Origin of the sequence: Rahnella sp. RFA10(1/100) (assembly GCF_004195115.1) — a bacterium.
Lineage (GTDB): Bacteria > Pseudomonadota > Gammaproteobacteria > Enterobacterales > Enterobacteriaceae > Rahnella > Rahnella perminowiae.
In genome coordinates this window covers 88,741-114,850 of sequence record NZ_SEWR01000001.1, presented here as the reverse complement: position 1 = coordinate 114,850, position 26,110 = coordinate 88,741, and the positions used below count along the sequence as shown (strand labels likewise).

Annotated in this window: 19 protein-coding genes; 4 read left to right on the top strand and 15 right to left on the bottom strand. The window is 51.7% G+C overall.

The window, feature by feature from the left end; all coding sequences use genetic code 11:
• Positions 1 to 114: 114 nt before the first annotated feature.
• From ETV65_RS00495 to ETV65_RS00480, 4 genes are all read right to left on the bottom strand, one after another.
• Positions 115 to 2,541, bottom strand: a complete 2,427-nt coding sequence (locus ETV65_RS00495) for a DUF3772 domain-containing protein (protein ID WP_129951061.1) — start codon at positions 2,539 to 2,541, stop codon at positions 115 to 117.
• 109 nt (positions 2,542 to 2,650) lie between these two features.
• A complete protein-coding gene (locus tag ETV65_RS00490; protein WP_129951060.1) occupies positions 2,651 to 3,469 on the bottom strand; it encodes a hypothetical protein in 819 nt (272 codons plus the stop codon).
• A 25-nt stretch (positions 3,470 to 3,494) separates the two neighbouring features.
• Positions 3,495 to 5,156 carry a multidrug ABC transporter permease/ATP-binding protein gene (locus ETV65_RS00485; RefSeq protein WP_129951059.1) on the bottom strand — a complete coding sequence of 554 codons (1,662 nt, stop codon included), beginning with the start codon at positions 5,154 to 5,156 and terminating at the stop codon, positions 3,495 to 3,497.
• 79 nt (positions 5,157 to 5,235) lie between these two features.
• Positions 5,236 to 6,624, bottom strand: coding sequence for an MFS transporter (locus ETV65_RS00480; protein ID WP_129951058.1), 1,389 nt, complete (start codon positions 6,622 to 6,624; stop codon positions 5,236 to 5,238).
• Between the two features lie 171 nt (positions 6,625 to 6,795).
• Between ETV65_RS00480 and ETV65_RS00475 the strand changes: the two genes are divergently transcribed.
• The gene (locus ETV65_RS00475) at positions 6,796 to 7,731 is read left to right on the top strand and encodes a LysR family transcriptional regulator (protein ID WP_129951057.1); all 936 of its coding nucleotides are present in this window, start codon (positions 6,796 to 6,798) and stop codon (positions 7,729 to 7,731) included.
• On the opposite strand, the gene ETV65_RS00470 is transcribed toward ETV65_RS00475, so the two are convergent.
• On the bottom strand, positions 7,723 to 9,981 hold the full coding sequence (locus tag ETV65_RS00470) for an FAD-dependent oxidoreductase (protein ID WP_129951056.1): 2,259 nt from the start codon (positions 9,979 to 9,981) through the stop codon (positions 7,723 to 7,725). The two genes, ETV65_RS00475 and ETV65_RS00470, sit on opposite strands and share 9 nt — an antisense overlap.
• 63 nt (positions 9,982 to 10,044) lie before the next feature.
• Between ETV65_RS00470 and ETV65_RS00465 the strand changes: the two genes are divergently transcribed.
• A complete protein-coding gene (locus ETV65_RS00465; RefSeq protein ID WP_129951055.1) occupies positions 10,045 to 10,740 on the top strand; it encodes an IclR family transcriptional regulator in 696 nt (231 codons plus the stop codon).
• Here ETV65_RS00465 and ETV65_RS00460 read toward each other — a convergent pair.
• Complete coding sequence (locus tag ETV65_RS00460; protein ID WP_129951054.1) at positions 10,709 to 12,046, bottom strand: MFS transporter; 1,338 nt, start codon at positions 12,044 to 12,046, stop codon at positions 10,709 to 10,711. The two genes, ETV65_RS00465 and ETV65_RS00460, sit on opposite strands and share 32 nt — an antisense overlap.
• A 239-nt stretch (positions 12,047 to 12,285) precedes the next feature.
• Here ETV65_RS00460 and ETV65_RS00455 point away from each other — a divergent pair, with 239 nt between their 5' ends.
• Complete coding sequence (locus ETV65_RS00455) at positions 12,286 to 13,572, top strand: DUF445 family protein (RefSeq protein ID WP_129951053.1); 1,287 nt, start codon at positions 12,286 to 12,288, stop codon at positions 13,570 to 13,572.
• Between the two features lie 50 nt (positions 13,573 to 13,622).
• Here the strand turns inward: ETV65_RS00455 and ETV65_RS00450 are convergent, their stop codons facing one another.
• From ETV65_RS00450 to ETV65_RS00415, 8 genes are all read right to left on the bottom strand, one after another.
• On the bottom strand, positions 13,623 to 14,996 hold the full coding sequence (locus ETV65_RS00450) for a hypothetical protein (RefSeq protein WP_129951052.1): 1,374 nt from the start codon (positions 14,994 to 14,996) through the stop codon (positions 13,623 to 13,625).
• Positions 14,993 to 15,253 carry a PAAR domain-containing protein gene (locus ETV65_RS00445; RefSeq protein ID WP_129951051.1) on the bottom strand — a complete coding sequence of 87 codons (261 nt, stop codon included), beginning with the start codon at positions 15,251 to 15,253 and terminating at the stop codon, positions 14,993 to 14,995. The genes ETV65_RS00450 and ETV65_RS00445 overlap by 4 nt, the downstream gene beginning before the upstream one ends.
• A 1-nt stretch (position 15,254) precedes the next feature.
• Positions 15,255 to 15,998 (bottom strand): hypothetical protein, encoded by a 744-nt coding sequence (locus tag ETV65_RS00440; protein ID WP_129951050.1) that lies wholly within the window; start codon positions 15,996 to 15,998, stop codon positions 15,255 to 15,257.
• A gap of 13 nt (positions 15,999 to 16,011) precedes the next feature.
• On the bottom strand, positions 16,012 to 16,707 hold the full coding sequence (locus ETV65_RS00435; protein WP_129951049.1) for a hypothetical protein: 696 nt from the start codon (positions 16,705 to 16,707) through the stop codon (positions 16,012 to 16,014).
• 13 nt (positions 16,708 to 16,720) lie between these two features.
• Positions 16,721 to 17,419, bottom strand: a complete 699-nt coding sequence (locus ETV65_RS00430) for a hypothetical protein (protein WP_129952103.1) — start codon at positions 17,417 to 17,419, stop codon at positions 16,721 to 16,723.
• Positions 17,420 to 17,446: 27 nt separating this feature from the next.
• Positions 17,447 to 19,582 (bottom strand): DUF3274 domain-containing protein, encoded by a 2,136-nt coding sequence (locus ETV65_RS00425; protein WP_129951048.1) that lies wholly within the window; start codon positions 19,580 to 19,582, stop codon positions 17,447 to 17,449.
• Positions 19,575 to 22,082 (bottom strand): type VI secretion system tip protein VgrG, encoded by a 2,508-nt coding sequence (vgrG, locus tag ETV65_RS00420; protein ID WP_129951047.1) that lies wholly within the window; start codon positions 22,080 to 22,082, stop codon positions 19,575 to 19,577. The genes ETV65_RS00425 and vgrG overlap by 8 nt, the downstream gene beginning before the upstream one ends.
• A gap of 243 nt (positions 22,083 to 22,325) precedes the next feature.
• The gene (locus ETV65_RS00415) at positions 22,326 to 23,423 is read right to left on the bottom strand and encodes a glycerol dehydrogenase (RefSeq protein WP_129951046.1); all 1,098 of its coding nucleotides are present in this window, start codon (positions 23,421 to 23,423) and stop codon (positions 22,326 to 22,328) included.
• 390 nt (positions 23,424 to 23,813) lie between these two features.
• Here ETV65_RS00415 and ETV65_RS00410 point away from each other — a divergent pair, with 390 nt between their 5' ends.
• Positions 23,814 to 23,996, top strand: coding sequence for a hypothetical protein (locus ETV65_RS00410; protein WP_129951045.1), 183 nt, complete (start codon positions 23,814 to 23,816; stop codon positions 23,994 to 23,996).
• A gap of 158 nt (positions 23,997 to 24,154) precedes the next feature.
• On the opposite strand, the gene ETV65_RS00405 is transcribed toward ETV65_RS00410, so the two are convergent.
• The gene (locus ETV65_RS00405) at positions 24,155 to 25,813 is read right to left on the bottom strand and encodes a glucan biosynthesis protein (RefSeq protein ID WP_129951044.1); all 1,659 of its coding nucleotides are present in this window, start codon (positions 25,811 to 25,813) and stop codon (positions 24,155 to 24,157) included.
• Positions 25,814 to 26,110 lie beyond the last annotated feature (297 nt).

The window sequence follows — 26,110 nt, the reverse complement described above, 5'->3', positions numbered from 1 at the left end:
GGCGCCTCTTAAGGCCAGTTTGGGTGGCAACCCAAGGTTTTGTCGGTGTGGGCCGACGCCCACGACCTTGAAGTTGAAGTTAAAACGGCGTGTGGGACCGTAATCCCACACATATCATTCTTCTGCCGGAACGACCCGATCATTCGTTTTCTCAAGGATCATCGTCTGCGTCTGACTCAGACTGATCCCCGCTGCTCGCAGCATTTTGAGGATTTCGTACAGCAAATCACTGCGCGTAGCGCTGACCATGCGCGGACTGTTCACGTAGCCGGTCACACTCAGCACGATCCCGGTCGGGCCGAGTTCTTTAAAACTGACCGATGGCGCAGGCGCTTCCAGGATGGATTCATGCAGATTGTACGCTTCCAGTAATAAGGTGCGTACCTGTTCAGGGTCGATATCCAGCGGGAACGTCAGCGTGATGGTCGCCACGCCCTGCGCATTACCCATGGTGGCGTTGCGTACGTTCTGTGAAATCAGCTGTGAGTTCGGCACAATCACCGTTGATTTATCACCGAGCTGAATTTCCGTAGCACGCACATTGATGCGACGGATATCCCCTTCCACACCGCTGATGCTGATCAAATCCCCGACTTTTACCGGACGCTCGGTCAGCAGGATCAGACCGGAGATAAAGTTCTTCACAATCTCCTGTAAACCAAAACCGATACCGACCGACAAGGCGCTGACGATCCACGCCAGTTTATTCCATTCAATGCCCAGCGACGACAGCGTCAGCAGGATGATCAGCACGTAGCCGACGTTGGTGAACAGTGTCACCAGCGACGCACGCATACCACGATCCATCATGGTTTTGGGCAAAAAATCGTTATCCAGCCAGCGGCGTGCCGAGCGCAAAATATACCAGCCGATCACCAGACACAGCACCGCGTTGACCGCATGCGCCGGAATGATGTTCATGCTTTCGAGACCTTTTCCGCCCCAGATATCGACGATTTTGGCCAGCAGTTCCAGCGGGGTTGTCGTCCCGAAAGTCCCGTTAAGCAGCGCGACGGCGGCCATCAGCAGCAGTGCGGTTTTGCCGATTGCCGAGAATAAGGTTGCGGCCAGGGACAGATGACGGTCATTAACGCTCAGCGTGCCTTTCAGGATTTTGCCGCTGTGTGTTGTCGGAGAAAACAGGCTTTCGCACAGGTCAACCACAAAATGGATCAGCAGATACAGGCAACTGACCACCAGACCTATCCACAACAGTTCAAAGGTCACAAAACGGGCCAGCGGAATATAGCCAATCAGCAGCGCCATCAGAATGACAAATGCCGTCAGGCTTATTACCAGGTGGATAAGCCCGGCCAGCGTGGAGCGTGCTTCGGTCTGCTCGCCTTCGGCCTTCATCTTGCGACGCATACGGTTGATACGCACCGGCGCGATCAGGCAGTTGAGCGCCACAAGTAACGCCGCCAGCCCGTTGCCAAATAACGTTGCCGAAACGCTGGCACCGACCAGATTGTTTAGCTGTTCAATAATGCCGAACAGGAAGATAAAGGTCGCCAGCAGGATCGGGAACGACGCCAGTGTTTTGGCCAGCGGATCAGCAATGCCCGGCAAACGCCATGACGGATGATTGTTGGAAAGTAACGCAATGCCCAGGCCTGCGATCACGGCGGAGAAATAGGTCAGCTCGACCAGTTGTTCAGCGAACTCTGTCACCCACGGTGAGGTATCCGGCAGACGTGTGAAAATATACCCGAGCAACTGAACACTGATGCCGAGCGTCAGCGTGGTGCTCAGCGTAGTGAAACAAGCCAGGAAACTGCGACGAAAACGCCCTTGCGGTAACCAGCGCGGCAGGATCCAGTTTATCGGTCTGTCGAGTACGCGACGCCCCGCCAGACCAATCGCCAGCGCCAGTAACAGGTAAATCGCGGTGCCGATGCGCCAGTCATCACTCCACGCCTGCGCCCAGGCGTCCTTAACCTGCGAACCGAAATCATCAAAACGCGCCGCATCGTCAGCGTTTGGCGTAATGAGCGGTGTCCAGAAATTGCCACCGAGAATGCTACCGGTATTGAGCGCAATCTGCGTTTTCAGCGCATCGCGACGTAATCCGGCGATTTGCGAAGACAGGTTTTGCGCGCCAACGGAGATGGCTTTGGTCTGCTCAATTTGCGTAGTCAGCAGCGTTTTGCTGTTGTTGAGCTTATTACGCTGGCTGATCACCTGCGGCGTTTCAGTGATGGTACCCGGCGCAGGTGCCGGACCCAGCACGTCGAGCTGCGCCTGTACCTGCGCCAGTTCCGGTGTCAGCGCGGCCGTCAGCTTGTCGGCATCTTCGGCCAGTTTCTGCGCTGCATCAGTCAGTCCGGTAAATTTCTTATCGGTTTTTGCCGAAGAGACCTGCTGTTTAAGCTGATCCAGACGCTTTTGTAATGCCGGCAGCGCAATCGTGGCGTTCACTTTAACCGGTTGTTCCGCCGTGGCGGGCTGGCCTGTACTTTCGTCGGCCTGGCTCAGCACCGGCGTTATCAGCAGACATGACAACAATGCCAGCAATAACGGCACTCTTAACATTTTTTGCATATAAGGATGATTCCGGGAGTTCAGGAAATTATTGTTTGAAAAATCCGGCTAAGAATACGCTTTCTCAGCCGGAAAAATAGCGTTTAACTCTCTGAAAAGAGCCTGGGATTTAGTTGTTTTTACCTAACATCATTCTGAGTATAGCCGCAGACTCTGCAGGCCTGAGCGCCAGGATACCGGAATAGAGGCTGACAGAGATTTCACACACTTTTTCGCGATCGACATCCGGCTGAGTCAGATCATTGAACATCTGTAACTGCTCGCCGTACATACTGGCCAGCGCCTCACGCACCGGTGCCATCATCTGCACCACTTTCTCCGTGCTTACAGGGGCTGGCATAGCAGTTTGCCCGCTGCCGGTCGCCAGCAGTAAATCATTCATGGTGTCGAGATCTTTGCGGAACAGTTCCGGCGGCAGCACCTGCGCGGTGTTCACACCGCCGCTGACTTGTGGATAAAGAAATTTAAAACAGCTGCCGTCTTTGCGCGCCTGTAGGGTCTGCATTTCTTCCAGATTCACCTGCATCGCCTGGTTCACATTGGCGTCCGGTGCATGGCTGATACGCTGCGAGAGCAGCGCTGACACCATCGGTTTAACGGTATCAATGGCTTCCTGCTGCGGTTTTCCTTCTTTCTTCATCGTCAGAATATGACTGCGGATCTGCGCATACAGGGCCGGTTCCTGCATTCTGATGGTGTTGTACAACGGCAATGCAGCCAGCGCCTGATCAATTTTCTGCTCTTCGCTGTTGCCTGCCAGACGCGGCTTGATCACACTGCCCCACAACAGATTGCCACCGATGATCAGCACCAGAAATAAGGTCACCGCAGGTACCCGGCCAATTTTGCCTTTTTTGTGTAATGCGCCAATCAGCGATCCCATCACCGCGCCACTGATGCCCCACACCATCACTTCATTCCAGTTCATTTTCCATTGCCTTCAGTAAAAAAATTTAGTGACTTCCAATCTGTGCGACCGCATCACGACTGGCATCAATCCGTGCCTGTCCGTGCAGCTCGTGTAATTTGCCCTGTCGCATCTCCAGGAGTCGATCGGCGTGTTCAAAATAGTGATCATCATGGCTGATTGCCAGCACGGTTTTACCCATGTCACGCAATTGTGGCAACAGCTCACGGTAGAACGTACGGCGGAACTGCGGATCCTGATCGGCAGCCCACTCGTCGAGCAACAGGAAATCTCGCCCTTCGGCTGCCGCCAGCAACAGCGCCACACGCTTACGCTGTCCGGCAGACAATTGCAGGTTAGTCACCTCATGGCCGCTGAACTGAAGTTTTTCTTTCATTTTCAGGCGTTGCAGCCAGTCTTCCACCAGCAGCGGATCAGGCTTCTGCCCCTGCGGGCCCAGCAACTGACCGAAGAGGTGGAAATCAGTGAACACCGCCGAGAAAATCTGCCGGTATTGTTCGGCGTTTTCAGCCGTGACCGGCACGCCGTCAAGCAGGATTTGCCCGGAACGCGGCTGATACAAACCGGTCAGCAGCATCGCCATCGTCGATTTACCGCTGCCGTTGCCGCCAATCAGGAACACCAGTTCGCCACGGGTGAGTGTCAGGTTCAGCGGACCTACGCCAAAACCTTCGCCTTCTTCTTTGCCGGCGTAACTGAACGTCAGGTCGCGCAGTTCAAGGGTGTGCCATTTTCCGCTGGCCAGGGCAGGTGTAAAGGCTTCTTTATACTCTGCCAGTTTAAGCGCTTTCAGTTTATCGAAAGCCACCTGCGCGCTGAGCAGCGTCGGCAATGCGCCTACTGCCTGTAACATCGGCGTACGCAGGAACAACAGCGTCAGGGAATAGGTCGCGGCAACGTCGGTATCCGACCAGCCCAGCGTGTTCGCCATGAAGAACACCAGGCCAATCGCGCCAAGCATCATAATATTGGACCAGTTCACGGCGCTGAGGTGGAAGGTATCAGCGCGGATAATGTGATACCGGTACTCCTGCGCATCTTTACGGTACACATCATCAAACAAATGACGGGCGCGCTCGCGGTTCAGCGCCAGTTCCCTGCGCCCTTCAATCACTTTCTGATAATCGCTTTGCAGCTTGTCTTCAGCATCGCGCACTTTCGCCAGATGGCGGTAAACATGTGATACCAGTTTGAAACCCCCGAAAATGGTGATCAGCAGCCAGATCACCGTCACCAGCAGCATTTCCGGCGATAACCACGCCAGATAACCGGCGCAGCCAAGGGTCAGAATAATCCCCTGCACCAGCTCCGGTAAGCGCACAAACGCCAGCGTGATATTACGGATGTCGCTGCCGAGGCTGGCAAGCAGTTGCGCATTGCCGATTTGCTCAATGCGTTCGATATCAGTATCAAGGATACGTTTAATGAACTGGCCGCGCAGACGGTAAATGAAATGATGACCCAGCACAGTCAGTGCCAGCTGTGAGCCCAGCGTGACGGCCATCAGCAGCAGCAGTAATCCGAGGAATTGCGGAAGAACACTCAGGGAGCCTTGTGTGGTTTCAATCAGCTTGAGATTGATAAACGCGATCAGCCCGATACCCAGAACGGCGCTGAGCAGGCTCAGCGCCATAACGCCTAAAAACGGCCAGCGATATTGCTTAAAGACAACACGTAACAACTCCATGAATTTTTCTCATTCTGAATGCAGGGAAATAATGCTGCACGCAGTTTAATGACACGCATTGCCATATCAAGAACAATTCTCATTTTACCCGCGTATCCTGACGGATCACCATGCGCTCGAACTTGCCGGCAACCACCAGATAGCCAAACATGCCCAGCAAACCGTGCGCACCGACAAACCACAGCGCGAGGTTAAAGGAGCCGGTTACCGCGACGATATAACCGATCACGACAGGGGTAATAATCCCGGCAACGTTGCCCAGACAGTTAAACACCCCGCCGCTCAGGCCGATCATTTTCTCCGGTGCGGTATCCGACATCACCGCCCAGCCGATGGCCGATAAGCCTTTGCCGAAAAATGCCAGCGTCATCAGCGCAATCACCGCCGCATCAGTGGTGACAAAATTGGCCATGGCCAGCATCGCCGCGAAAAACATCCCGAGCACAAACGGCGTTTTACGCGCTTTCGACGGGCTGACACCGCGGCGGATCATATAATCTGACATTACGCCACCGAGTACACCGCCTGTAAAACCACAGATGGCCGGTAACGCCACCACCCATCCGGCTTCCATGACCGTCATCCCCCGCCCTTTGATCAGGTAAATCGGGAACCAGGTCATAAAGAAGTAACTCATCGAGGTGATGCAGTACTGGCCGATATAAATGCCCCACAGCGTCCGGCTCTGGAAGAGTTGCATCACTTCACGCAAGGTGAATCGCTGACGTGAGGCTCGGCGGTTCAGTTCCAGATCAACCAGCGCACCATTGGCGCGGATGTGTTCGAGTTCGGCTGGTTTAATGTGCGGACTGCTGTGCGGCTCTTTGTACAATGCGAACCAGAGGATCCCGGCAATCAGCCCGACGCAGCCCATCCACAGGAACACATGTTCCCAGCCCAGCGCGTGGGTCAGCCACGCCATGATCGGCGTAAACACGCCGATCGCCATGTATTGTGCGGAATTAAACAGTGAAGTGGCGGTGCCGCGTTCGTTGGTCGGGAACCAGCAGGCGACGATGCGCGCATTGGCAGGAAACGCCGGCGACTCCACCAGCCCGAGCATGAAGCGCAGGAAAAACAGCATGATTGCCGCCGAAATCCCGCTGACCCCGAACCAGCCCACCGTGCCCTGCAACAAAGTAAACACGGACCAGAACACCAGACTGCAACCATACACCCGCCGTGCGCCGTATTTATCCAGCAGCCAGCCGCCGGGAATTTGCCCGATCATATACGCCCAGGCGAACGCCGAAAAAACCATGCCGAGCATGACCGGATCCAGATTCAGCACCCGCGAGACTTCGGTACCGGCAATCGACAGCGTGGCACGGTCGGCGTAGTTAATCACCGTGATGGCAAAAATCATCCCGAGAACCACGTAACGGAAATGACCCGGTTTTGCCGCTTCAGCCGCTGACTCACGGATGACCGGCTTTGCGTTATCTGACACATCTGTAGGGGACGTCATGTTTTCTCTCCAGACTTATGATTGCATTCCCTGCTTTTTGTGACCGGATGCACAGTTTTTGGCGTTTCGGCCACGCCATTTAGATCTAAAAAATCCAAATTAATTAACAGAGTAGAAACATTTAACGATACGGTCTAAGTTAAAAAGACAATGGAACAAGTCAAAAATTGAATGATTGAATTAAACCAGTTGCGCTGTTTTGTAGCGGTCGCGGAGGAATTACATTTCGGCCGGGCGGCAAAAAGATTGTTCATGACGCAGCCACCGCTGAGCCGTCAGATCCAGTTACTCGAGCATGCGCTGGGTGCGCGTTTGCTCGAACGGACCAACCGGCACGTCAGCCTGACGGCCTCGGGCAAGACATTTTTGCGCGATGCAAAACTGATCCTCGAATTTACCGGGCAGGCACAGGAGACGGTAAAACGGGTTGAAAAAGGAGAAATTGGCCGGCTGACGTTGGGATTCACAGCGGTCAGTGGTTACTGGCAGATCCCGCAGATTATTGCGCTGGCTGCAAAGGAATTACCTGAAATCACGCTGGTGATGAAGGAAATGGTGTCGTCAGCGCAGCTTCAGGCACTGGCGGCACGCACGCTGGATATCGGCTTTGTGCGCCAGCCTGTGGCGTTATTTCCGCTGGCCTATCACTGCGTGCTGCGCGAGCCGTTATGCGTTGCGCTGCCTGCCTCATCCGCACTGACCGCAAAACCGCGCATCCGTCTGCGTGACTTCGCCGGACAGCCATTCATTATGTACTCCGCCAGCGAAGGTAAATATTTTTACGACTGTATCGCCGGGCTGTTTGCGCAGGCTAATGTCGTGCCACATTACGTTCAACATTGCAGCCAGACCCATACCATTCTCGGGCTGGTGCGCGCCGGTGTCGGGCTGGCGATTGTGCCGGAAAGTGCCCGCCAGCTGGCCTTTCCCGGCATCGAATTCCGCCCGCTCAGCCACCCGGACGCCTTCGCTGAAATCCATATGGCGTGGCGTCAGGATGGTGAAACCCCCGCGCTGCTGGCGTTCAGACAAATGGTGACAGCACATAGCGCGGCGCAGAATATACCTGCGCCGCGGCGTAAGCCCCGTGCTCAAAAATCAGCGTAAATTAAGCGAATACAGCGCCGGCACACCGCCTGCGGTGCTGACGATGTCAAGACGGATCCGGCGGACAGACCGGCCGGACGGGACACTATGCTCACAGACTGAGTGCCGGTTACCCGTCACTTCCGCCAGCAACTCATCGTCTGCCCACAGGCGGTAATGCGTCACGCAATGCGGCGTCACCGCCAGCGCATGCCCCATCTGCACGCTTTCCATCGCATTATCAAAATCGTTATCAAATATCAGCGTCAGCGCCTGTATCTTCTGCGGCGTTTCCCAGTGCCAGCATACGGAAGGCGCAGGATCATTCAGGTCAGGCACCCAGGCGTTTGTTTGCTGCTCCGGACGCAGACGGCCATTTAGCAGATTACCGGCAGCGTAACAACGCAGCGCAGGCTGGCAGCGCAGTGCCGGGAGGATCTGATTCGGGTGGCGGCGCGGCAGCCAGAAATCAAACTCATCCACACCATAATCGCCGTCTGCAATCTGCCGCGTGTGTTTTGCCACGCGTGCATTCAGGCTGTTGAAAACGGTCATGATGCCGGGCAGAAGTTTCCCGCTCAGGGCGATATCCACCTGTTTATTGCTTTCAAAAGCGATAAACAGGTATTCGTCGCGCAGGCTCTGATGAGTAAATTTCACCGTATATTCCCCCTGACCGCTGACCTGAATTTCGCACGCATCCAGCGGGGTATCCGCCGTGAAATTCCCCACACGCGCTGATCCCAGCAGGCTGACTTTCAGCGGCTGCGGCGATGTGGAACGCAACGTAAAATGCATTACCGGCAGCGTTTCCCCGGCTTTCAGCGGCAGAAGCAGTGCCATCCGCGCGTCAAGGGACGTCCATTCCCCGCTGGCGGCAAGTTCACGCAGTAACAGTTCGCTGCTGACCGAGACATGCGCGCCCTGTGCCGGGTCTTCCAGCCACTGGCGCGGAATATAACAACCGGTCTGTTGCAGATGCTGTTGCAGCACGCCGATGCGGTTTTTCTCCGCCAGTTGCGGCGCATTCAACTGCCCGCGATGGCACAGTGCAGCGGCGCGACCGGCCACTTCGCCCAGTAAACCGCAGGTACACATCACCCGCGCACTGCCAAACGCCACATGGGAAGCCGAGATCAGCCGTCCGGTGAGAAACAGGTTTTCCAGCGAGCGGCTGTACAGGCTGCGGTAAGGGATGGTGTAAGTGCCTTTGCTGTGAAACTGGCGACAGCCGTCATGTTTGCTGTAAACGCCATCAGCGGGATGCAAATCGATCGACCAGCCACCGTAAGCCACCGCGTCATAGTGGTCGCGCTGTTCAATAATGTCCTGCTGGCAAAGGATATGGTCGCCGACAAACCGGCGGCTTTCGCGTTTGCCGGGAATGGCGCCGACCCATTCGATGGTCATGCAGGCGGCTTCCGGAAACTGGCCGGAGTTTTTAATGTGATCCCACACGCCCCAAACTATTTTCCACAGCTCCCATTTGATCTCTTCGCTGTCGTGGACGGTATCCAGCCGCCCGCCCCATTCCAGCCACCACAAATCACAACCGTTGAGCGTGGAGGTCAGACGGGTATAGCGCGGGATCTCTTCAATATTTTGCAGGGCAAAAGACGGCGGAACGAAATCCACCGGCGCCCCGCCTTTTTTGGTGTAGAAATAGATCGAGTGCCCGAGCTTATGACCGAAGTTATCACCCGGTGCCATTTTTTCACCGAATTCGCCAGGATCTTCCGCACCAACACGGTATTCCGCTCCGGCCAGATGCCCGAGTACGCCGTCACCGGTCGCATCGCAAAACTGTGTGGCGCTGATGTTGTAGAAGGTTTCGTTGATGGCGTTAAAACCTTTCACCCGTATGATTTTTCTCCCTTCGGTTTCCACCTCAAACAGGGCGGTATTGAGCAACAATGTCAGGTTCGGCTCGCTTCTGGCCATATCCAGTAACACCAGATCAAACATCACCGGATTGCCTTCTTTGTTGCGGTAAAGGTTTTCCTCCATGATTTCGCCCATGATACCGCCCTCGCGTGCCCAGCGGTTGTTGTTGCCCATATGCGAGGTGGCGCCATTCGCCCATAAGCGGACTTCGCTCGAGGCATTGCCGCCCAGCACCGGCCGGTCCTGAACCAGCACGACTTTCAGCCCGTCACGTGCAGCGGCCAGTGCAGCACACAGCCCGGCCAGACCGCCACCGGCGACCAGAAAATCAGTGTGCATCTGTTGTTGCGGAAATTCACGGGCACCGGTTTGCGGAAAAATTTGCATAAAGTTTGTTTCCTCTAAAACTGACGATAAAATCGTTTTACGTATTTTCATTTGAAGCGCGCCATGTCATCACAACCGAATCAAAGCCTTATCGACGGCATACGCTGTCTGCAATATCTGGTTTCCAGTGACCGTGCCATTGGCTGTCGCGAACTGGCACGCCTGATGGATATCAACGCGACCCGGGTGAACCGGCTGCTGATGACCATGGCGGCCATGGGGCTGACCCAGCAGGATGATCAGCGGCGCTATCTTCCCGGTCCGGGCATCCACGCCCTTGCCGCGCAATCTATCCGCGGCTCCGCACTGTTTTCGCAGGCTCTGCCACTGCTTGAGCGCCACGCCCCTAAAGACATCGTGGTGGCAATGGGCGTGCTGTGGGAGGATCAGGTCACTTATATTTATCACTCTGAACCGGGTCTTCAGGTCAGTCAGGCACTGGCCGGTTTTCATATGCTGCCCGCATGGCAATCTGTGATTGGCATGTCTCTGCTTGCGGCTGAAAGTGATGACGCATTGCAGGCACGGTTCACACAGGAACAGTGGCAGACGATGGCCCCTTATCTGGCGCAGCAGCGTGAGCAGGGTTATGTCGTCTGGCAGCATGACGACGGCGAGGTGTCGATGGCACAACCGCTGGGTGCACATAACGCCGCGCTGGCCTTCGCCGGCATGTGGAATACCGGTGAAGCTGACATCGCAACGCGCCTGACCGGCTTACGCCAGCTCACCGCGCAGCTCGTTCCTCATCCTGTGTAGGGTGTTCCGGGGGGTCAAGACTGATCCGCCCCACCACAAACAGGTAAGAACAGATCCCAAGCCCCGCCAGTACAGCAATAAACGCCAGCGCCGGGGCGAAGTTGTCTCCGCTTATCAACGCACCGATGGCAATCGGCACCACAATCGATGACAACGCGCCGGTAAAATTAAACACCCCACCCGCCAGCCCGATCAGGTGACGCGGCGCGAGTGCCGTGACGAATACCCAGGTGATGGTCGCCAGGCCGTTGCCAAAAAACGCCACCGACATAAAGACGATAATAAGCGTCGGATCATTGGTGTAATTCGCACCCAGAATGAACAGGGTCAGCGCCATACCCAAAATCACCGGTGCTTTACGGGCAAAACTGGCGCTGACGCCACGTTTGATTAACCGGTCAGAGACAAATCCCGCCAGCAACACGCCCACAAAAGCGGCCAGATAAGGTACCGAGGCGATATAGCCTGATTTGATGAAATCCATATGCCGGTACTGCACCAGATAGGTGGGGAACCAGGTGAGGAAAAACCAGAAGGTGGCTGAAATGGTGAACTGACCGAAATAAATGCCGGCCAGCTTGCGGCTGCGGAACATCAGCGCGAGGTCACTCCAGACAAATTTGCGCTTCGCCGCTTCCTGCCGGCTTTCAAGGATCGCGCCGCCGTCACGAATATGGTCAAGCTCTGCCTGAGAAACGCCTTTATGCTCCAGCGGTTCACGGTAAAGGCAATACCACACCAGCGCCCAGACCATGCCCGCCACACCGGTGATCAGAAACAACCCTCGCCAGCCGTAAAGATCCTGCACATGAAATAACACCGGCGTCATGCAGGCCAGTCCGACAAATTGCGCGGAAGAATAGATGCCGATGGCGCTGGCCCTTTCTTCTTCAGGAAACCAGCTGGAAATCACCCGGTTATTGGAAGGCATCACCGGTGCCTCAAATGCCCCGACGCCGAGACGCAGACCAATCAGTGCGCCAAAACTGCTGGCCACGGCATGCAGCGCGGTGATCAGTGACCAGAGAAACAATCCCACGCCATACACTACGCGGGCGCCAAAGCGGTCAATGATAAAGCCGCCGGGGATTTGCAATGCGGCATAAATCCAGCCAAATGCTGAAAATATCAGCCCCATCTGCAATGGTGTAAATTGTAATTCACCGGCCATTTGCGTGGCCGCCACCGACAGATTGGTTCTGTCCATGTAATTGATAATGATGTTGATAAACACCAGACCGAGCACCATAAAGCGTACGCGCCCGGTGCTTTTTGCCTTAACGCGGGTAAGTGGTTGTTCTGACATAAGAATGTTCTCTCATATTTATTCTCACGACCCGCCAGGCTGCGGCAGGATGACGTTCACTTATCTTTCAGTGTTTCTTTTATAGAAACATTCAGGTCTCCGCAAAGTGTTATCGTTCATTTTGTGATCTGCATTGGAGAACGGGCTGACCCTTTACGAAATTTTAGAACGCCGTTTCCGTTACTCACCGGCGCAAGAAAAAAGCTGACAGTCCGACGCACGCTTCCTAAACTGAGGTAATGGATAAAGAACAAGAACTTCACCGAAGTAAACGTAACGCGCTGGGGCTGCTGCTGGTGGCCGCTGCCCTGTTTATCATCACCCTTTTCCTGCCGCCCAACTTTTGGGTGTCCGGGCTGAAAGCCATTTCTGAGGCTGCGATGGTCGGTGCCATGGCCGACTGGTTTGCCGTCGTGGCGCTGTTTCGTCGCGTACCGGTGCCCTTCGTCGCCTCGCATACGGCGATCATCCCTAAAAACAAAGACAAAATTGCCGATAATCTGGCAGTGTTCGTGCAGGAGAAATTCCTTGCGCCCGCCACGCTTATTACGCTCATTCGCCAGCATGACCCGGCACGCATGCTGACCGACTGGCTGAACGCGCCGGACAACGCGCAGCGGTTTGCGAAATATGCCGTGAAGATGATCCGCGGATTTCTCGATGTCACGGACGATCAGCTCATCGCACAACTTATCCGCCGTGCGCTGTACCGTGTGATCGACAAAATTGACTTGTCAGCCTCGGTTGCCACCTTGCTGGAAAGTCTGACCAAAAATGGCCGCCATCAGGAACTGCTGGATCAGGCGATGGATCAGCTGGAAATTCTGCTGGCCAAAGACAGTACGCGACAGTTTATTTCCGCGCAGATTGTTGGCTGGATGAAACGCGAACATCCGCTGACCGCCAAATTGCTGCCCACCGGCTGGCTGGGACGCAACGGCGCGGATATGGTGTCCAATGCGGTAAATTCGGTGCTCGATGATATGGGCAACGACAAAACCCATGCCTTCCGCAAAGGCTTTGATCAGTCCGTTCAGCGCTTTATCTGGAAGTTACAAAATGACCCGGCCACCGCGCAGAAAGCGGAAGAGATCAAGCAATATCTGAAAGATGACGAGAAACTGAATATCTACGTATTGCAGTTATGGGGCGATATGCGCAACTGGCTGAAAGAAGATCTGGAAAGCGAGGATTCGCGGGTATTCGCTAAAGTCACCGAATCCGGGCAATGGCTGGGCAATGCGCTGGCGCAGGATGAAAAGCTGCGCCTCTCGCTGAATCAGCAGATGGAAAGTATTGCAGAGAAAGTCGCGCCGGAGTTCGCGCAATTCCTGACACGCCATATCAGTGACACGGTTAAAGGCTGGGATGCGCGTGATATGTCGCGCCAGATTGAGTTAAACATCGGCAAGGATTTACAGTTTATTCGCATCAACGGCACGCTGGTCGGCGCATTTATCGGGCTTATGCTGTATCTGTTGTCACAACTGCCGGTGGCTATTCCCTGGGTGATGGCGCGGATTTAAAAATTTACCCTCCGGAGAGCAAACGGGTCCTTTTTTCAGACCCGTTTATATTATTCTTGCGGATATTGCACATCATTTTCAGCAGATCTCACTGCAAATCGGGTAAGTAAAACGCCCAATACCGGGGTAATTAAAAACATTATCGCGATAAATATGATGACTGACCATCCCTCTGGCACGCCGAAATAAACCCCCCAGCTAAAAACAAAAGCGACTATTGACATCACAAGGGCCGGAAAAGACCACAAAAGCGGCATAGCAACATAATCCCCTTCGGGGAGTTTTAACGCTGAAGGCTGTGTCGCCGATAATACCGTTAAAGCAGCTTTACCCTTTTCTGATGCAGCAATAAGCTGTGCTCCTTGCCCATACCTCGCAGCATCAGAAGCCACTGCCAGTGCAAGCCACCTGTAACCTGCGGTATATTCACCAAAAGCCAGTTCAAGATCGATTCTTTCCGCTGCCACTTTGCATTCGTTCAATGCATTCAGAAGTGGATATTTTTCTGTCTGTGCTAATCCGGTATGCCAAAGTATTTTGGGGGCAGTTGTTTGTTCACCTGCCAGATACACAGGTACCGAATCAGCAAGATCAGCGTCGCCGGTTAAAGGCTGGTAAAGATAAACAGGTTTGGGCTTTTCATTCACCGGATATTCTTTGCAAATAAATAAGGCTGTGGCACTTTCCATGCTGTTCACCGTTTCATCATTGTAGAGATCGGCAATAATAATTAAACGGCTATATTGCCATTGATTACCTGACTCTTCGATCATTGCTGCCAGCACGCTGTAATCCGGACATTCACAGAGCTGCGTTATTTCATTTTTAAATTTGAGACCATGTTCATCTAATACTCTGCGTAATTCTTCGGTTGTTGTATTATCACCTTCACGCAACCAATAGAATACCTCTACCTCAGGATATTTAATTATTTTATCCGCCAGAGTCTCAATAAGCTGATTAAAAATATACTGTGATTTCGTCACCTCAAATCTTTCCGCCATTTTTATCCTTAGCGGGGTTTTCGGCGCAAGGGGGAATTGCCCCTCTAATTTAAGCAATTGCACCGCAAGGTTATCTACAGGAGCGACGGAAGTGGATCCAACAATCACCAGGCGTCTCTGAGAAAACTTTTTCAGATAATATAAATCCCACTCCACGCACTGCCTTTTAACATCATAATAGTATCCCTCAACAGAGAGAAACATACCCGCATAGCATAAGCATGTTGTAATAATGACAAAAGGCACCACCACAGACTGGAGAAAAAATATGTCCTCAACGGGTTTATTGTCAGGCCAGGACAAAGCCCTTATCAATACCGCTACAACAATGACCACAATATATATCAGTAAGATAGGGAGCCAGGGGAAACGAAACTTTTCTCTCTTTTTAAGGGGTGGGTATAGTTTCCACTGACTCATTGACAGGCTCCGGCAATTTGCAGCGTGGTTTTAATTGCGCAACCACAGGCTGCCCTGCAATCATCGACAACAACGCCACGCCCGTTCATCGTCCAGGTTTCGCAACACTCTGTAATGGGAAATGTCCCTTTGTGTGCCAGACAAATGACCGTATCACCTTTGAGAGCAACGGCGATGCCCATAAACTGCGATCCGGAGGCCTGATTAACATATCCCCCGTTGACCAGAGGATCGTTCAAACGAATAACGCCTTTCATATTATTTCCCCGCATCCATATCGCAGCGCATGTGTTCCCATCCCAGGTAGTTCTTCACTTCAGGGACCTTATCGGGTAAGTCCTGCCAGTTGGTTTGCCCCCTGAGTGACGTTTGCCGCAGCTCATCTGCGGTAATATATAATGTCCCCCAGGACCAGCCACGAAAACCACCCGGCATCGCGACGGGTTTATAATCAGGACCTACGTCAATATTGATTGGCTTATCTGTATTCATTTCTGGTGCGTCAAAAGGTTGTGACGACATAAATATCCACTTCTTTTGCTTCTCGCGAGGATTGTTATAGGGTCTGGTCAGTAAATAACCCCGTTGATTAACGACGGTAAAAGATATCGTATTTTCCCTGTCAGGATGCACGGGTTGATTTGACCATTGCTTAAGGCGCCACTCTAAATTCTCAGGCGCAAATACCGCTATTTGCCAGGTTTTTCCATAGTCTTTCGATACAACAAATTCAGAAACATTCAATCCGGGAATGGCGATGTATTTTTCTGATGGATGAATAAATGGTTGGGTAAAAATCTGGTAAAATTGCTTAACAACTTCAGTATGAATCGTTTTTTGAGTATCGGTATACCAAAGCGCTCCGACACAATCCCACCCTTTTAATTCCAGATACCGGTGATCGTCAAAGCGATAAACCACCTGCGCCGGAGGCTCTTTTGCCTGCGCTGCGACCACCACCAGCGTCATCAATAATCCGCCTAAAACTTTTAGCCCTTTCATTACTTGCTCCCTTTTATTTCCCTGTATCCATATCGCAGCGCATATGATCCCATCCCTGATAGTTCTTCACTTCCGGGACGTTATCCGGCAAGTTCATCCATTCAGACCTGAATTGACTTTTTGATTCCTCCAGCCCTCTTTTGGTCATATACACCATGCCCCATGCCCATCCTGGAGCACGCGGTTCGATTTTGTGAAATGTGCCATCAGACGCCGTATAAGGAATACCTGGCCCGCCAGGAAGGATGCGCGGATCGTCAAATCCTCTGGACGACATATAGAGGCTTTTTTTAGTCAGTAAAAAACCCTGATCGTTAACGACGGTGAAAGAAATGACATCTTCTGACGGGGGTTGATTCATTTCGTCAGGTTCATTAGGACCTGGAGAAAACATAGCTGTACTCCATGTTTGCCCATAATCTTTAGACACTCTAAAACCTCCTGCACTCCATCCTGTTAGGGCAATATATCGCTCAGAGGGATGTACAAGTTTTCGGGTGAATATGCGATAAAACTGACCCACAGGATTTGAACGAACCCCCCTTTTAGTATCGATGTACCAAAGTTCGCCTTCGCAATTCCAGCCTTTAAGTTCCAGATACCGGTGATCGTCAAAGCGATAAACCACCTGCGTCGGAGGCTCTTTTGCCTGCGCTGCGACCACCACCAGCGTCATCAATAATCCGCCTAAAACTTTTAGCCCTTTCATTACTTGCTCCCTTTTATTTCCCTGCATCCATATCGCAGCGCATATGATCCCATCCCTGATAGTTCTTCACTTCCGGGACGTTATCCGGCAAGTTCATCCATTCAGTTCTATATTGATTAGTTGCATCTGCCAGCCCTCTTTTGGTCATATAAACCATTCCCCAGGACCATCCCGGGGACCTTGGTTTTATTGTATCGAGGGTGCCATCTGGTGCTGTAAAAGTGATACCTGGCCCGCCAGGGAGGATGCGCGGATCATCAAATCCTCTGGACGACATATAGAGGCTTTTTTTAGTCAGTAAAAAACCCTGATCGTTAACGACGGTGAAAGAAATTGCATCGCCATAAGGGGGGGCGTTATCCCCATTAGGCTCATTTGGGCCAGGAGACATCCGTCCACCGCCGCTCTCCCAGGTTTGCCCATAGTCTTTCGACACTGTAAAGCCACTTATCCCTGCTCCCCACCAGGGGATAGCAATATAACGTTCAGAGGGATGGACATATTTATGGGTAAAAATACGATAAAACTGGCTGGCCACTTCCGAGCGTATCCCTAATTTGGTATCGATGTACCAAAGTTCCCCTTCGCAATTCCAGCCTTTAAGTTCCAGATACCGGTGATCGTCAAAGCGATAAACCACCTGCGTCGGCACTTTTTTGGCCTGTACGGTGTTGGCTGCAGCAATCAGTAGTAAGCCTGTTAATAATTTCATTCCGTTCATCACGTCTCCTTTATGACTTCATGACTTCAACTGGCTGTCACTTAATGGTTGCGGCATTTCCCATTGTTTGATTGCTACCATTCCTGAACTTCCCGCCAGGAAAAGCTCCATTTCGATTTCAATACGGCTGCGCACATAAGGTTTTTCACGTGGGCCATAACCATTGTCCACACCAAAATCACCTTTCGGAAGCACCTGCTCGGGTTTACTCATATGTATCTTCGTATTGTCATAGGGAAGCTTTCCACTCCTGTAGTATTCCTTTGCATCAAAGAATGGATTCAACGGATCCCGCCAGTCGGCCCTATGGAGCAAACTTTCCCAGAATTTGCCTTCCTGATAATCGAATGACTTGCACTGACCAATGGCCAGATCAAATGCCATGGCATGTGAGGGCGCAAATTCACTCATCACGATGGAGGAATGCTGGCTGTAACCCACCGGATCCGTTTTCAGCCATTCCTTTTCCAGTTCCTCGCGTGATTTCAGCCAGGTAAACTGAATACCGCGATATTCAGGCGTTCCTGTGATCACCCCTTTGATGATTTTCTTTTCACGGTAGATACTTTCGATAATCAGTTGTTGTTCACTGAGCACCGAACCCGGCATAAGGTCGCGGTAATCATATTTATCCAGCTGATAGATGGCCTTGCCTGTCCGGCTTATCGCGCCCGCTTTGGCAGAATAGGAAATCGTCTGATCGGGGCTGTCCGGATCAACGGCGTGTTCGTAATTTGTGTTCTGTCCCTGCAATACAAATTTAAAGGGTTCCGGCAACTCCTCAGCATTGGGTATCACGTCGCGGAAATAATAAGCGGCATTGATGCCTGATGCGGTGCTGAAATCGCCGGATTTCTTGATGGGATAAACAAAAGGTTGTCCGTCCGGAGCTTTGCCTACCTCACCATGCTGGACAAAGACGCGCTGATAAAGATTAGGGATATCCTGAGCAATCGCCTGTGGCACTCCCCGCCAGCCGATCCCCTGAACGTTTTGTAATGACACAATGTCATCATCGACACAGAAATAATTAAACACTCTGCCGTTATTATTCCGGCTGTAGCGCGGGTCAGTGTGCCACTGGTTTTTCCTGGCCGACGGCAGCGCACATAATGTCTCAATGGCCGTTATTTCCTCCTCCGTGTGTTGTGTTCCCTGGTATTGCGTCGCCATCAGGTTGCAGAAGTTTCTAAAAGTCTTCTGTCTGGCCTCGGTGGTTTGCTGATTTCCTTCCTGAATGTTTTCACTTATCCGGCTTTCCAGAGAATACGGAGAGTGGTTCATGATCACGCAGTTTGCCGGTTCTCCGCCTGCCTGTTTAACCAGCATGTTCGCCAGCATGGTAATAATGGTTCCCTGGCTGTGGGCGACGACGTTTATCACATCATTTCTTGTGGCCTGGTTGCTTCGGATCTGCATAATTAAATCCGCCAGCCTTTGTGCGGCAAAAAACTGATAGATGCGGTGCGGGTTTGGGTAAATCGGGTGAGTGTAATCGCCGCCGTTCATATACAGCGTGGCGAAGCCTACCGGCGCCAGTACCGCGCCCCCTGAACCCGGCCCTAACATATCCGGTATGCTGGTGGTCGCGTTGGCAAACGTACCACCATTTTTTGCAAAATTGGCATCCAGCGCATTTTTAAAACTGTCGTTCTGAAATTTGACAGAATTGCCGCCGTCATTCCCCTGAGCCGCCATTTTTTTAGGATCATCTTCCTGGTAAGCGTCATAGGGGAGTCTGGCGTCGTCGTGTAAAGTCTTCAGTTCATCACGATACTTTTGTTGATCTTGAATGTAGTCGTCATGGGTAACGGGCTTATAGCCCCAGTAGAAAGGAATTACCGGTGAGCGGCCGGGAGCTTTGATTTTTTGCTGCGCACTTTCATTATGCATCAGCATAAAATCCCGCCATTCGTGCGCGTATAAATCGGCGCGGTCAAGACGCTTATTCAAACCGGCAATGATGCCTTTTTCCTGATTCTGGTACGCCTCGCCGACGTCATTCACACCGTGTACCAGAATGACAATGCACGGCATAGGCCGTTTAATCCCGATGTTACAGGTCTGTGCCGCTAAACCCAGTGAGTGATGTACACCAATTTCATGGGTGGCAATGACGCGGGGTTGATAAGGGCTACCCTTCTGATCAGTCATGTAAAATCTCCATTTTGAACATGTGAATATCATCAGCATCAAGCAGGGATGAATGTCCTTCACCATCCGTCATCCCCTCGGTAACCGTTCCGTCTGTGCCGGTTAAGCGGAATTTTTGATGAGAGACAGGCTGATCAGGATCATCAGAAGAATGGAGTTTGAATCGCCGCTTAAAGGTGCCTTTTTCAAAAACGGGGGCTGTCGTCGTAACACGTTCCGGCCCCATAAAAGCCAGATTCGGTCCTTTCAGTTCAATACCGGTCGGAGAGAATATTTCAACAGAGCCGTCGGCGTTAATGCGGATACCACCGCCGCCACAGGAAAATTGGATGCCTTTTTTGGCACTGGCGGTCATCTTGCCGTCTGTGGATGACAGCGTGAAATCCTGCTGTGACAGTAAATGCATTTCGCCACGCTGTGCCTGGGCTTCGACATTGCCCGCTGCGGCAATCAGCTGGATCCCCAGTCTCTGAGCAAATAAAGACAACTTTTCGCCGACGGCTAATGAGAATTTTTTAACAATGTTCAGGCTGGCATTGCTGCCTGCGGTGGCAATCAGATCTTCACCCGCTGAAAGCTGAAGCGCCGAGGGAGTGATGAATGCCTGTCCCTGGCCTGAATAGGCTAAAAGTGAGGATGACGTGAGCTGGTTAAGCGCCTTACTCAACTGCTGCTGTGCGCCTGTATCAACCGCACCGGCACCGGCTGTGGTGGCGGTTTGCTGTAATGTCCGGGCGAGTGCTAAGGCGCTTTGCAATGCACTGATGGCAGCCGTCATATCAAGCTGTTTTCCCTGTGCGCCTGGCTGTGGCTCCGTGGTGAGCATCAGCCCTTTAGCGGAACGTATCGTCCCCCACTTATCAGTGCGTAGCTCAAAACCTTCTCCGCGCTTTTGGCGTTCGGCATCGACCAGATGACCGGTATTGAGTTGTGTTTTGCCGTACTCGGTGGACAGCTTGATATGCTCTTGCCCGCGCTTATCTTCGAGTCTTATCTTGTTGAAAGAGGCCGTGCGGATAATGTTGCGTGTGTCGTTTTTGATGGTGACCAGATCAGGATTTGCGCCATCATGGAGCACATGGGAAATAAACGGTCTGTCAGGGTCGCCCAGCTCAAAGGCAACCGCGACCTCGGTATTATCCAGTAAGGGGAAGTGAAAACCGAAGGTATCGCCAGCGTAAGGTCTGCCAAGCCTGACAAAAGCACTTTCGTAACCTTTCTTTTTCTCATCGACATCAAAATCGAATTTAACGATGTAACGGCCTTGCACATCCGTCTCTGCATAAAGGGCATTACGTGTTCTGGCTGATACCCTCGCGGGTACTGTGCCGGAAATGACCGGACGGGGAAGACGTTCAGGGCGAAAACAATACACCTCACTGTAAGGGATGCCGCTGAGTGTCGAAGTAAAATGCTCTGCGCGACTGCCGCTGATTTCAATCTGACAGACGACAAAACCGCGCTTAAAACCCTCAGGGACATTCCCTGTGGGGTAGAACATCACACCCGGTGAAATTTGAGGATCATTGGTCACTGCGGTAAAAATACTTTGGTGATTCAGCAAATATTCGTGGCGCACACGGGCATAAAATGACGCCGATTCGCCCTCAGTCCCATAGTAATCGCCGGAAGTAAGCTGATTATCGCCATAACGATATTCCTGACCTGCACGGACGCTTTCTGAAACATTGTGTACGTAGACAGATTTATCAGCCTGAGGGGAAGACGGGTCACGGTAATTATAATTACGGGTTTTAACGGCATCAGAAACGACGTTGTAGAACTCCCTGAGATCGGTAATGTATTCTTTCTCATTGGTCATACCAGAGTTCCTGACAAAGGGAATTTTCTTGTCAGAAAACTGATAACCCGTACCACTGTCACTGAATATAATGAGGGTTTCAGTGGTTATTTTGGGATGATTTTCAAAATGAAACCAAATCCCAACTTCGCAGAGCAATCGCAGAATAAATTGTAAGTCTGTTTCCTGCCACTGAATGACCATTGCGCGTGACGGGTAAGTTGACTGGAGTGTTTCAAAGTCAATTTTGTAACTCTGGATCTGCTTGTGTTCCAGCATCACTTTTTTTACCAGCTCAGGAACGCTGATGCCGAGGTAGACAGCAGACTTACGGGTTTTATCAAGAAGCGCTAATTCGTTTTCTAAAACACATTCATAAAGAGCTTCATCTGATGAAGAATCAATACGTGAGAATGATGTAATTACACCGTTTACCTGCTTCATTTCCAGCCACTTCTGGTCAGATTCAAGAAATGCATGAATATTGGGGGCACGAAAAAGGAAAGAGGCGTTCGTGTTAAGAACCTGTTCTATAGGGATACTCTTATCCTGGCACGTGAATTTAATCATGTATTTGTAGGGTTTACTCAGGTGTTCGGTCGCGGTAAACGATAAGACATCTGCATTAATTTTTTCGTTAAATAGAAAGCATAACAAATACCGGTTTAATGAATCTTTATTCTGGAAGTGTTTGTTCATTTCCTTTCATCCTGAATCACGGGAAATATATTTTTATCTTTTCCTCAGCAATAAACAAAGACTTCATTTTGAAATGGCATTTATTATTAAAAAACAGACAAGCACATACATAATTAATATACACAACAGAAAATTATTCGCACAATGCATTATTTCGGCCATCTGAAAAAGCGCAATTTATACCATGCGATGTTTGGTTAAGTGTTAATGCTCCCCCTGCACACGGGGGAGCCGTTACAGCAATTACTTCACCGTTTTACTGAATGCATCCACCGCCAGAATAGCGTTCGCCACGTCTTCGGCGGAAAGATTGTGGTTAAGGTTACCCAGCGTATCGCCCTCGCCGCCTGCCAGCGCACCGATTTTCACCAGACTGGCAAAAGATTCGTTTTCCAGATGCATTTCTTTCAGCGTGGTTGGCATTTTAATGGCACGGTAGAAACGGACGTATTTCGCGATTTCTTCGTCCGGGCGCTGTTCCAGCACCATCTGCGTCAGTGTACCGTAGGCCACTTTTTCACCGTGGGTCAGATGATGAATATCACCTGAAATCGCCGTAAAACCATTGTGGATCGCGTGCGCACCTGCCAGACCGGCATTTTCAAAACCCAGACCGGAAAGCAGCGTGTTGGCTTCCACTACGGCTTCAACGGCTGGCGTCACCAGTTTCTGCTCAACCGCCGTATAGGCACTGTAACCATAGGTCAGCAACGTTTTCTCGCAAGCTTCGGCAATCGCCATCCCGGCGATAGTCGGGTCACCCCCGACCATTGACTGAGAATGCGAACGCAATACCGCCTGTGCTTCGACAAAGGTGGCCAGGCCGTCAGCGATCCCGGAGGCAAACAGGCGTACCGGTGCCTGAGCACACACATGGGTATCTACCAGCACCAGATCCGGATTTTTATTGTAGAAACGGTAAGATTCGAAAACACCTTCATCGGTGTAGATAACCGACAACGCGCTGCACGGTGCATCGGTTGAGGCCACGGTCGGCACGATCACGACGTTTTGTTTCAGTTCATCGGCAATCGCTTTCACGGTATCCAGTGTTTTACCGCCACCGAGGCCGACCACGACCTGGGTTCCCGCATGACGGGCAATGCCGGCCAGACGGGTAATTTCGCTGGCAGAGGCTTCGCCGTTAAAGCGCTCATAATGAAATGCCACGTCAGCTTTTTTTAATGAATGCTGAACGCGCTCGCCGATAATTCCCCAAACAACATCATCAGCAATCAGGAATGATTTCCCTCCCAGTGCGGGCAGATAATCTCCTAACTCATCCAGCACACCGCTGCCCTGGACGTATTTTCTTGGCGAAGAAAAGATAAATTTACTCATGATAAAAACCTCTTTTCGTGGATAATGTGGATGTGAATAACTGCCCGAGCGTACCGCAGTGCAACAGCGAGCCCAACTGATTTGATTCACTTTAACAACATGACTCGCAAAGAATTTTTCCAAAAGGTGCGGATGTTTAAAATAATCGGGGAAATTCCTTTCGCCTGTTCTGATACCCCATAAGGATTATTAAAATCCACATAATTCATTACCGATAGCGTATAGGCAGATTGTTAGCTTTTAGCTATTGAATACATCAATAAAAGCGACTTTCGCTTAATAAGGAAACCCGTAGAATTCATTGCATTGGCAGCACGTCGTAAGCAGTGGTCATTAGCCAGCTCGCTGTTAGCCATTCCGTTAATATTTCTGAGATTAATAAGGAACAGCATGTATAACTTTCAGCGCTACAACGCCAAAGAACTGGCGCTTGCCTATATGAGCAGCAAACCACATGAGTTTTCGCCGAACGAATTTTTACAACAGTTGAAAGAGGTTGAAAAATCTTTCGACGCGGCGCTGAGACATCCTCAGCAACAGCCGCAAAACGGAATGCTGGTGAAGGCGTTTTGATTGCCATCTTGGCCTTCATCAGTTGAGTGCCGTGCGTTACCCTTGCGTTACCTTTGAAGTATCTTGCATGTTCCTGTGTCCGGTTCATCTGCAAAAAATAATGTAAAAAAGCAAAAGCCCCGAATATTCGGGGCTTTTTGTATTGAGGGATGACGGGATTATTGGGTCATCTGCCGGTCATCGATATATTTGCGTTTGTCCGGCGCTGGCGGGAAATACTGATACAGCCAGGTTTCAGACAGCGCAGTCTGGCCGTTGCGCAGGAACATACGCAGCTCGACCGGTGCGACTGAATCGCTGTCAGGATACCAGTCAAATAAGATGCGGTAACCGTCGAACGGCTGCACATACAAAATTTCGATGTTTTTAATTTTACCTGCCGAGACATTGATCACCGGTTCAATGCCTTTATCAGCAAAGGCTTTCAGCTCACCGCCAATAAAATCGATAGCAAAACGGCGCGCCCAGACTTGCGGATAATTCTCACCCGGTGCCCAGCCTTCCGGGAAACCGCCCATACCGGTACGGGTCGCCAGCACATTCGCCATCGGGCTGCGGTGAGGAGGTTCAGAACTCCAGTACAATTTGTAGCTGAAACTGAATTCCGCGCCGGATTTCACCGGTTTTTCCGGCTGCCAGAAGCACACAACGTTATCCAGCGTTTCACCCGTGGTCGGGATTTCCATCAGATTAACGGCCCCCTTTCCCCAGTCTCCGACCGGTTCCACCCACAGGCTCGGACGCTTGTTGTACCAGCCGATCACATCCTGATAATTGTCAAAGTCATGGTCGAGCTGCAACAGACCAAAACCTTTCGGGCTGTTGTCGCTGAAAGCGTTGAACTGCAATCGCTGCGGATTGTTCAGCGGGCGACAAATCCATTCGCCGCTGCCGGTCCACATCTCCAGACGGTCTGAGTCGTGGATTTGCGGATGGATTGTGTCGCAACGGCCCCGTTCACTGCTGCCGCAACTGAACATACTGGTCATTGGGGAAATGCCCAATTGTTTGATGTCTTCGCGGGCATGCAGATGGTTTTCAATTTCCATCACCACGCGGGTCGGTTCGCAGTGGATCACGAATTTATACGCGCCGGTGATGCTCATGCCGTCCAGCAAAGCGTAAACCGTAAACGTTGTGTCACCAGGTTTGGGTGTATCAAACCAGAACGCGGTGAAATCAGGGAATTCTTCCGGCTGATCGGTAAAGGTATCAACCGCCACGCCGCGCGCTGACAGGCCATACTGATAAGTATCATCGACCGCGCGGAAATAGCTGGCACCGAGGAAAGACACCACGTCGCGGCGCGTCAACTCAGGGGCTTTATTGACTTTAAAACCGGCGAAACCAAGGTTGGAGAAACCTTCCAGTTGTTTGGTATCAACACCGGCATCGTGATAGTTAAACAATTCAGGGCGGAAATGGATTTCGCGCGCCAGATGTTTCACCGGATCCACGGAATACATGCGCACGCGGCGTTTGAAACCCATACCAACGTGGAACAGTTCCACATCAAGCTGGCGGTCAGGCAGACCATTCCACAGGGAATGTGCATGATCATACTGAATCGCGTTGTAGGCCTGCGGCGTGAGTTCAGCCAGCGTTTTCGGTAACGGCTGCGGCGCGCCACCATAAGGCTTATCCGCTAAATCTTTCGCCATCTTTTTCAGCGCATTGAAATCAAATGGCAGTTCGCCGCCGTCCGCTACATTCGCCTCTGCCGCCTCAGCGGAACGGGTAAACAGTGTGGACATAGCCGGCACACCACACCAGGCGGCGAGTGCCATAGATGCTTTAATAAATGCTCTTCGTTCCATGCCAGAATCGTTTCCTGTACTGGGCAAAAATCTGGAGACATCGTGCTGTGACGCCGTCCCCGCGTATTCAGAATTTTTCGACCCTAAGGCTAACGTAAAATTCACAAGCCGCGTACAAGAAATTGAATGCATTCAGCTAATATTTTGCTTGTAAAAGTCATCAGTTCTTACCGCGCCCGTTCCCCGTATGACAGGGGCTGAGCCGGTTTTCAGAAACCCGGATTTGAGCCGCTATTCCTGCCCTGTTTTGGCGCGCAAATCACGGCTGACTTTAGGAGCATTCTGTTACCGGAAGGT

Bases quoted from the DNA above. Each gene is read 5' to 3' on its own strand.
- ETV65_RS00495 (WP_129951061.1), bottom strand. From the start codon at position 2,541: ATGCAAAAAATGTTAAGAGTGCCGTTATTGCTGGCATTGTTGTCATGT.
- ETV65_RS00490 (WP_129951060.1), bottom strand. From the start codon at position 3,469: ATGAACTGGAATGAAGTGATGGTGTGGGGCATCAGTGGCGCGGTGATG.
- ETV65_RS00485 (WP_129951059.1), bottom strand. From the start codon at position 5,156: ATGGAGTTGTTACGTGTTGTCTTTAAGCAATATCGCTGGCCGTTTTTA.
- ETV65_RS00480 (WP_129951058.1), bottom strand. From the start codon at position 6,624: ATGACGTCCCCTACAGATGTGTCAGATAACGCAAAGCCGGTCATCCGT.
- ETV65_RS00475 (WP_129951057.1), top strand. From the start codon at position 6,796: ATGATTGAATTAAACCAGTTGCGCTGTTTTGTAGCGGTCGCGGAGGAA.
- ETV65_RS00470 (WP_129951056.1), bottom strand. From the start codon at position 9,981: ATGCAAATTTTTCCGCAAACCGGTGCCCGTGAATTTCCGCAACAACAG.
- ETV65_RS00465 (WP_129951055.1), top strand. From the start codon at position 10,045: ATGTCATCACAACCGAATCAAAGCCTTATCGACGGCATACGCTGTCTG.
- ETV65_RS00460 (WP_129951054.1), bottom strand. From the start codon at position 12,046: ATGTCAGAACAACCACTTACCCGCGTTAAGGCAAAAAGCACCGGGCGC.
- ETV65_RS00455 (WP_129951053.1), top strand. From the start codon at position 12,286: ATGGATAAAGAACAAGAACTTCACCGAAGTAAACGTAACGCGCTGGGG.
- ETV65_RS00450 (WP_129951052.1), bottom strand. From the start codon at position 14,996: ATGAGTCAGTGGAAACTATACCCACCCCTTAAAAAGAGAGAAAAGTTT.
- ETV65_RS00445 (WP_129951051.1), bottom strand. From the start codon at position 15,253: ATGAAAGGCGTTATTCGTTTGAACGATCCTCTGGTCAACGGGGGATAT.
- ETV65_RS00440 (WP_129951050.1), bottom strand. From the start codon at position 15,998: ATGAAAGGGCTAAAAGTTTTAGGCGGATTATTGATGACGCTGGTGGTG.
- ETV65_RS00435 (WP_129951049.1), bottom strand. From the start codon at position 16,707: ATGAAAGGGCTAAAAGTTTTAGGCGGATTATTGATGACGCTGGTGGTG.
- ETV65_RS00430 (WP_129952103.1), bottom strand. From the start codon at position 17,419: ATGAAATTATTAACAGGCTTACTACTGATTGCTGCAGCCAACACCGTA.
- ETV65_RS00425 (WP_129951048.1), bottom strand. From the start codon at position 19,582: ATGACTGATCAGAAGGGTAGCCCTTATCAACCCCGCGTCATTGCCACC.
- vgrG (WP_129951047.1), bottom strand. From the start codon at position 22,082: ATGAACAAACACTTCCAGAATAAAGATTCATTAAACCGGTATTTGTTA.
- ETV65_RS00415 (WP_129951046.1), bottom strand. From the start codon at position 23,423: ATGAGTAAATTTATCTTTTCTTCGCCAAGAAAATACGTCCAGGGCAGC.
- ETV65_RS00410 (WP_129951045.1), top strand. From the start codon at position 23,814: ATGTATAACTTTCAGCGCTACAACGCCAAAGAACTGGCGCTTGCCTAT.
- ETV65_RS00405 (WP_129951044.1), bottom strand. From the start codon at position 25,813: ATGGAACGAAGAGCATTTATTAAAGCATCTATGGCACTCGCCGCCTGG.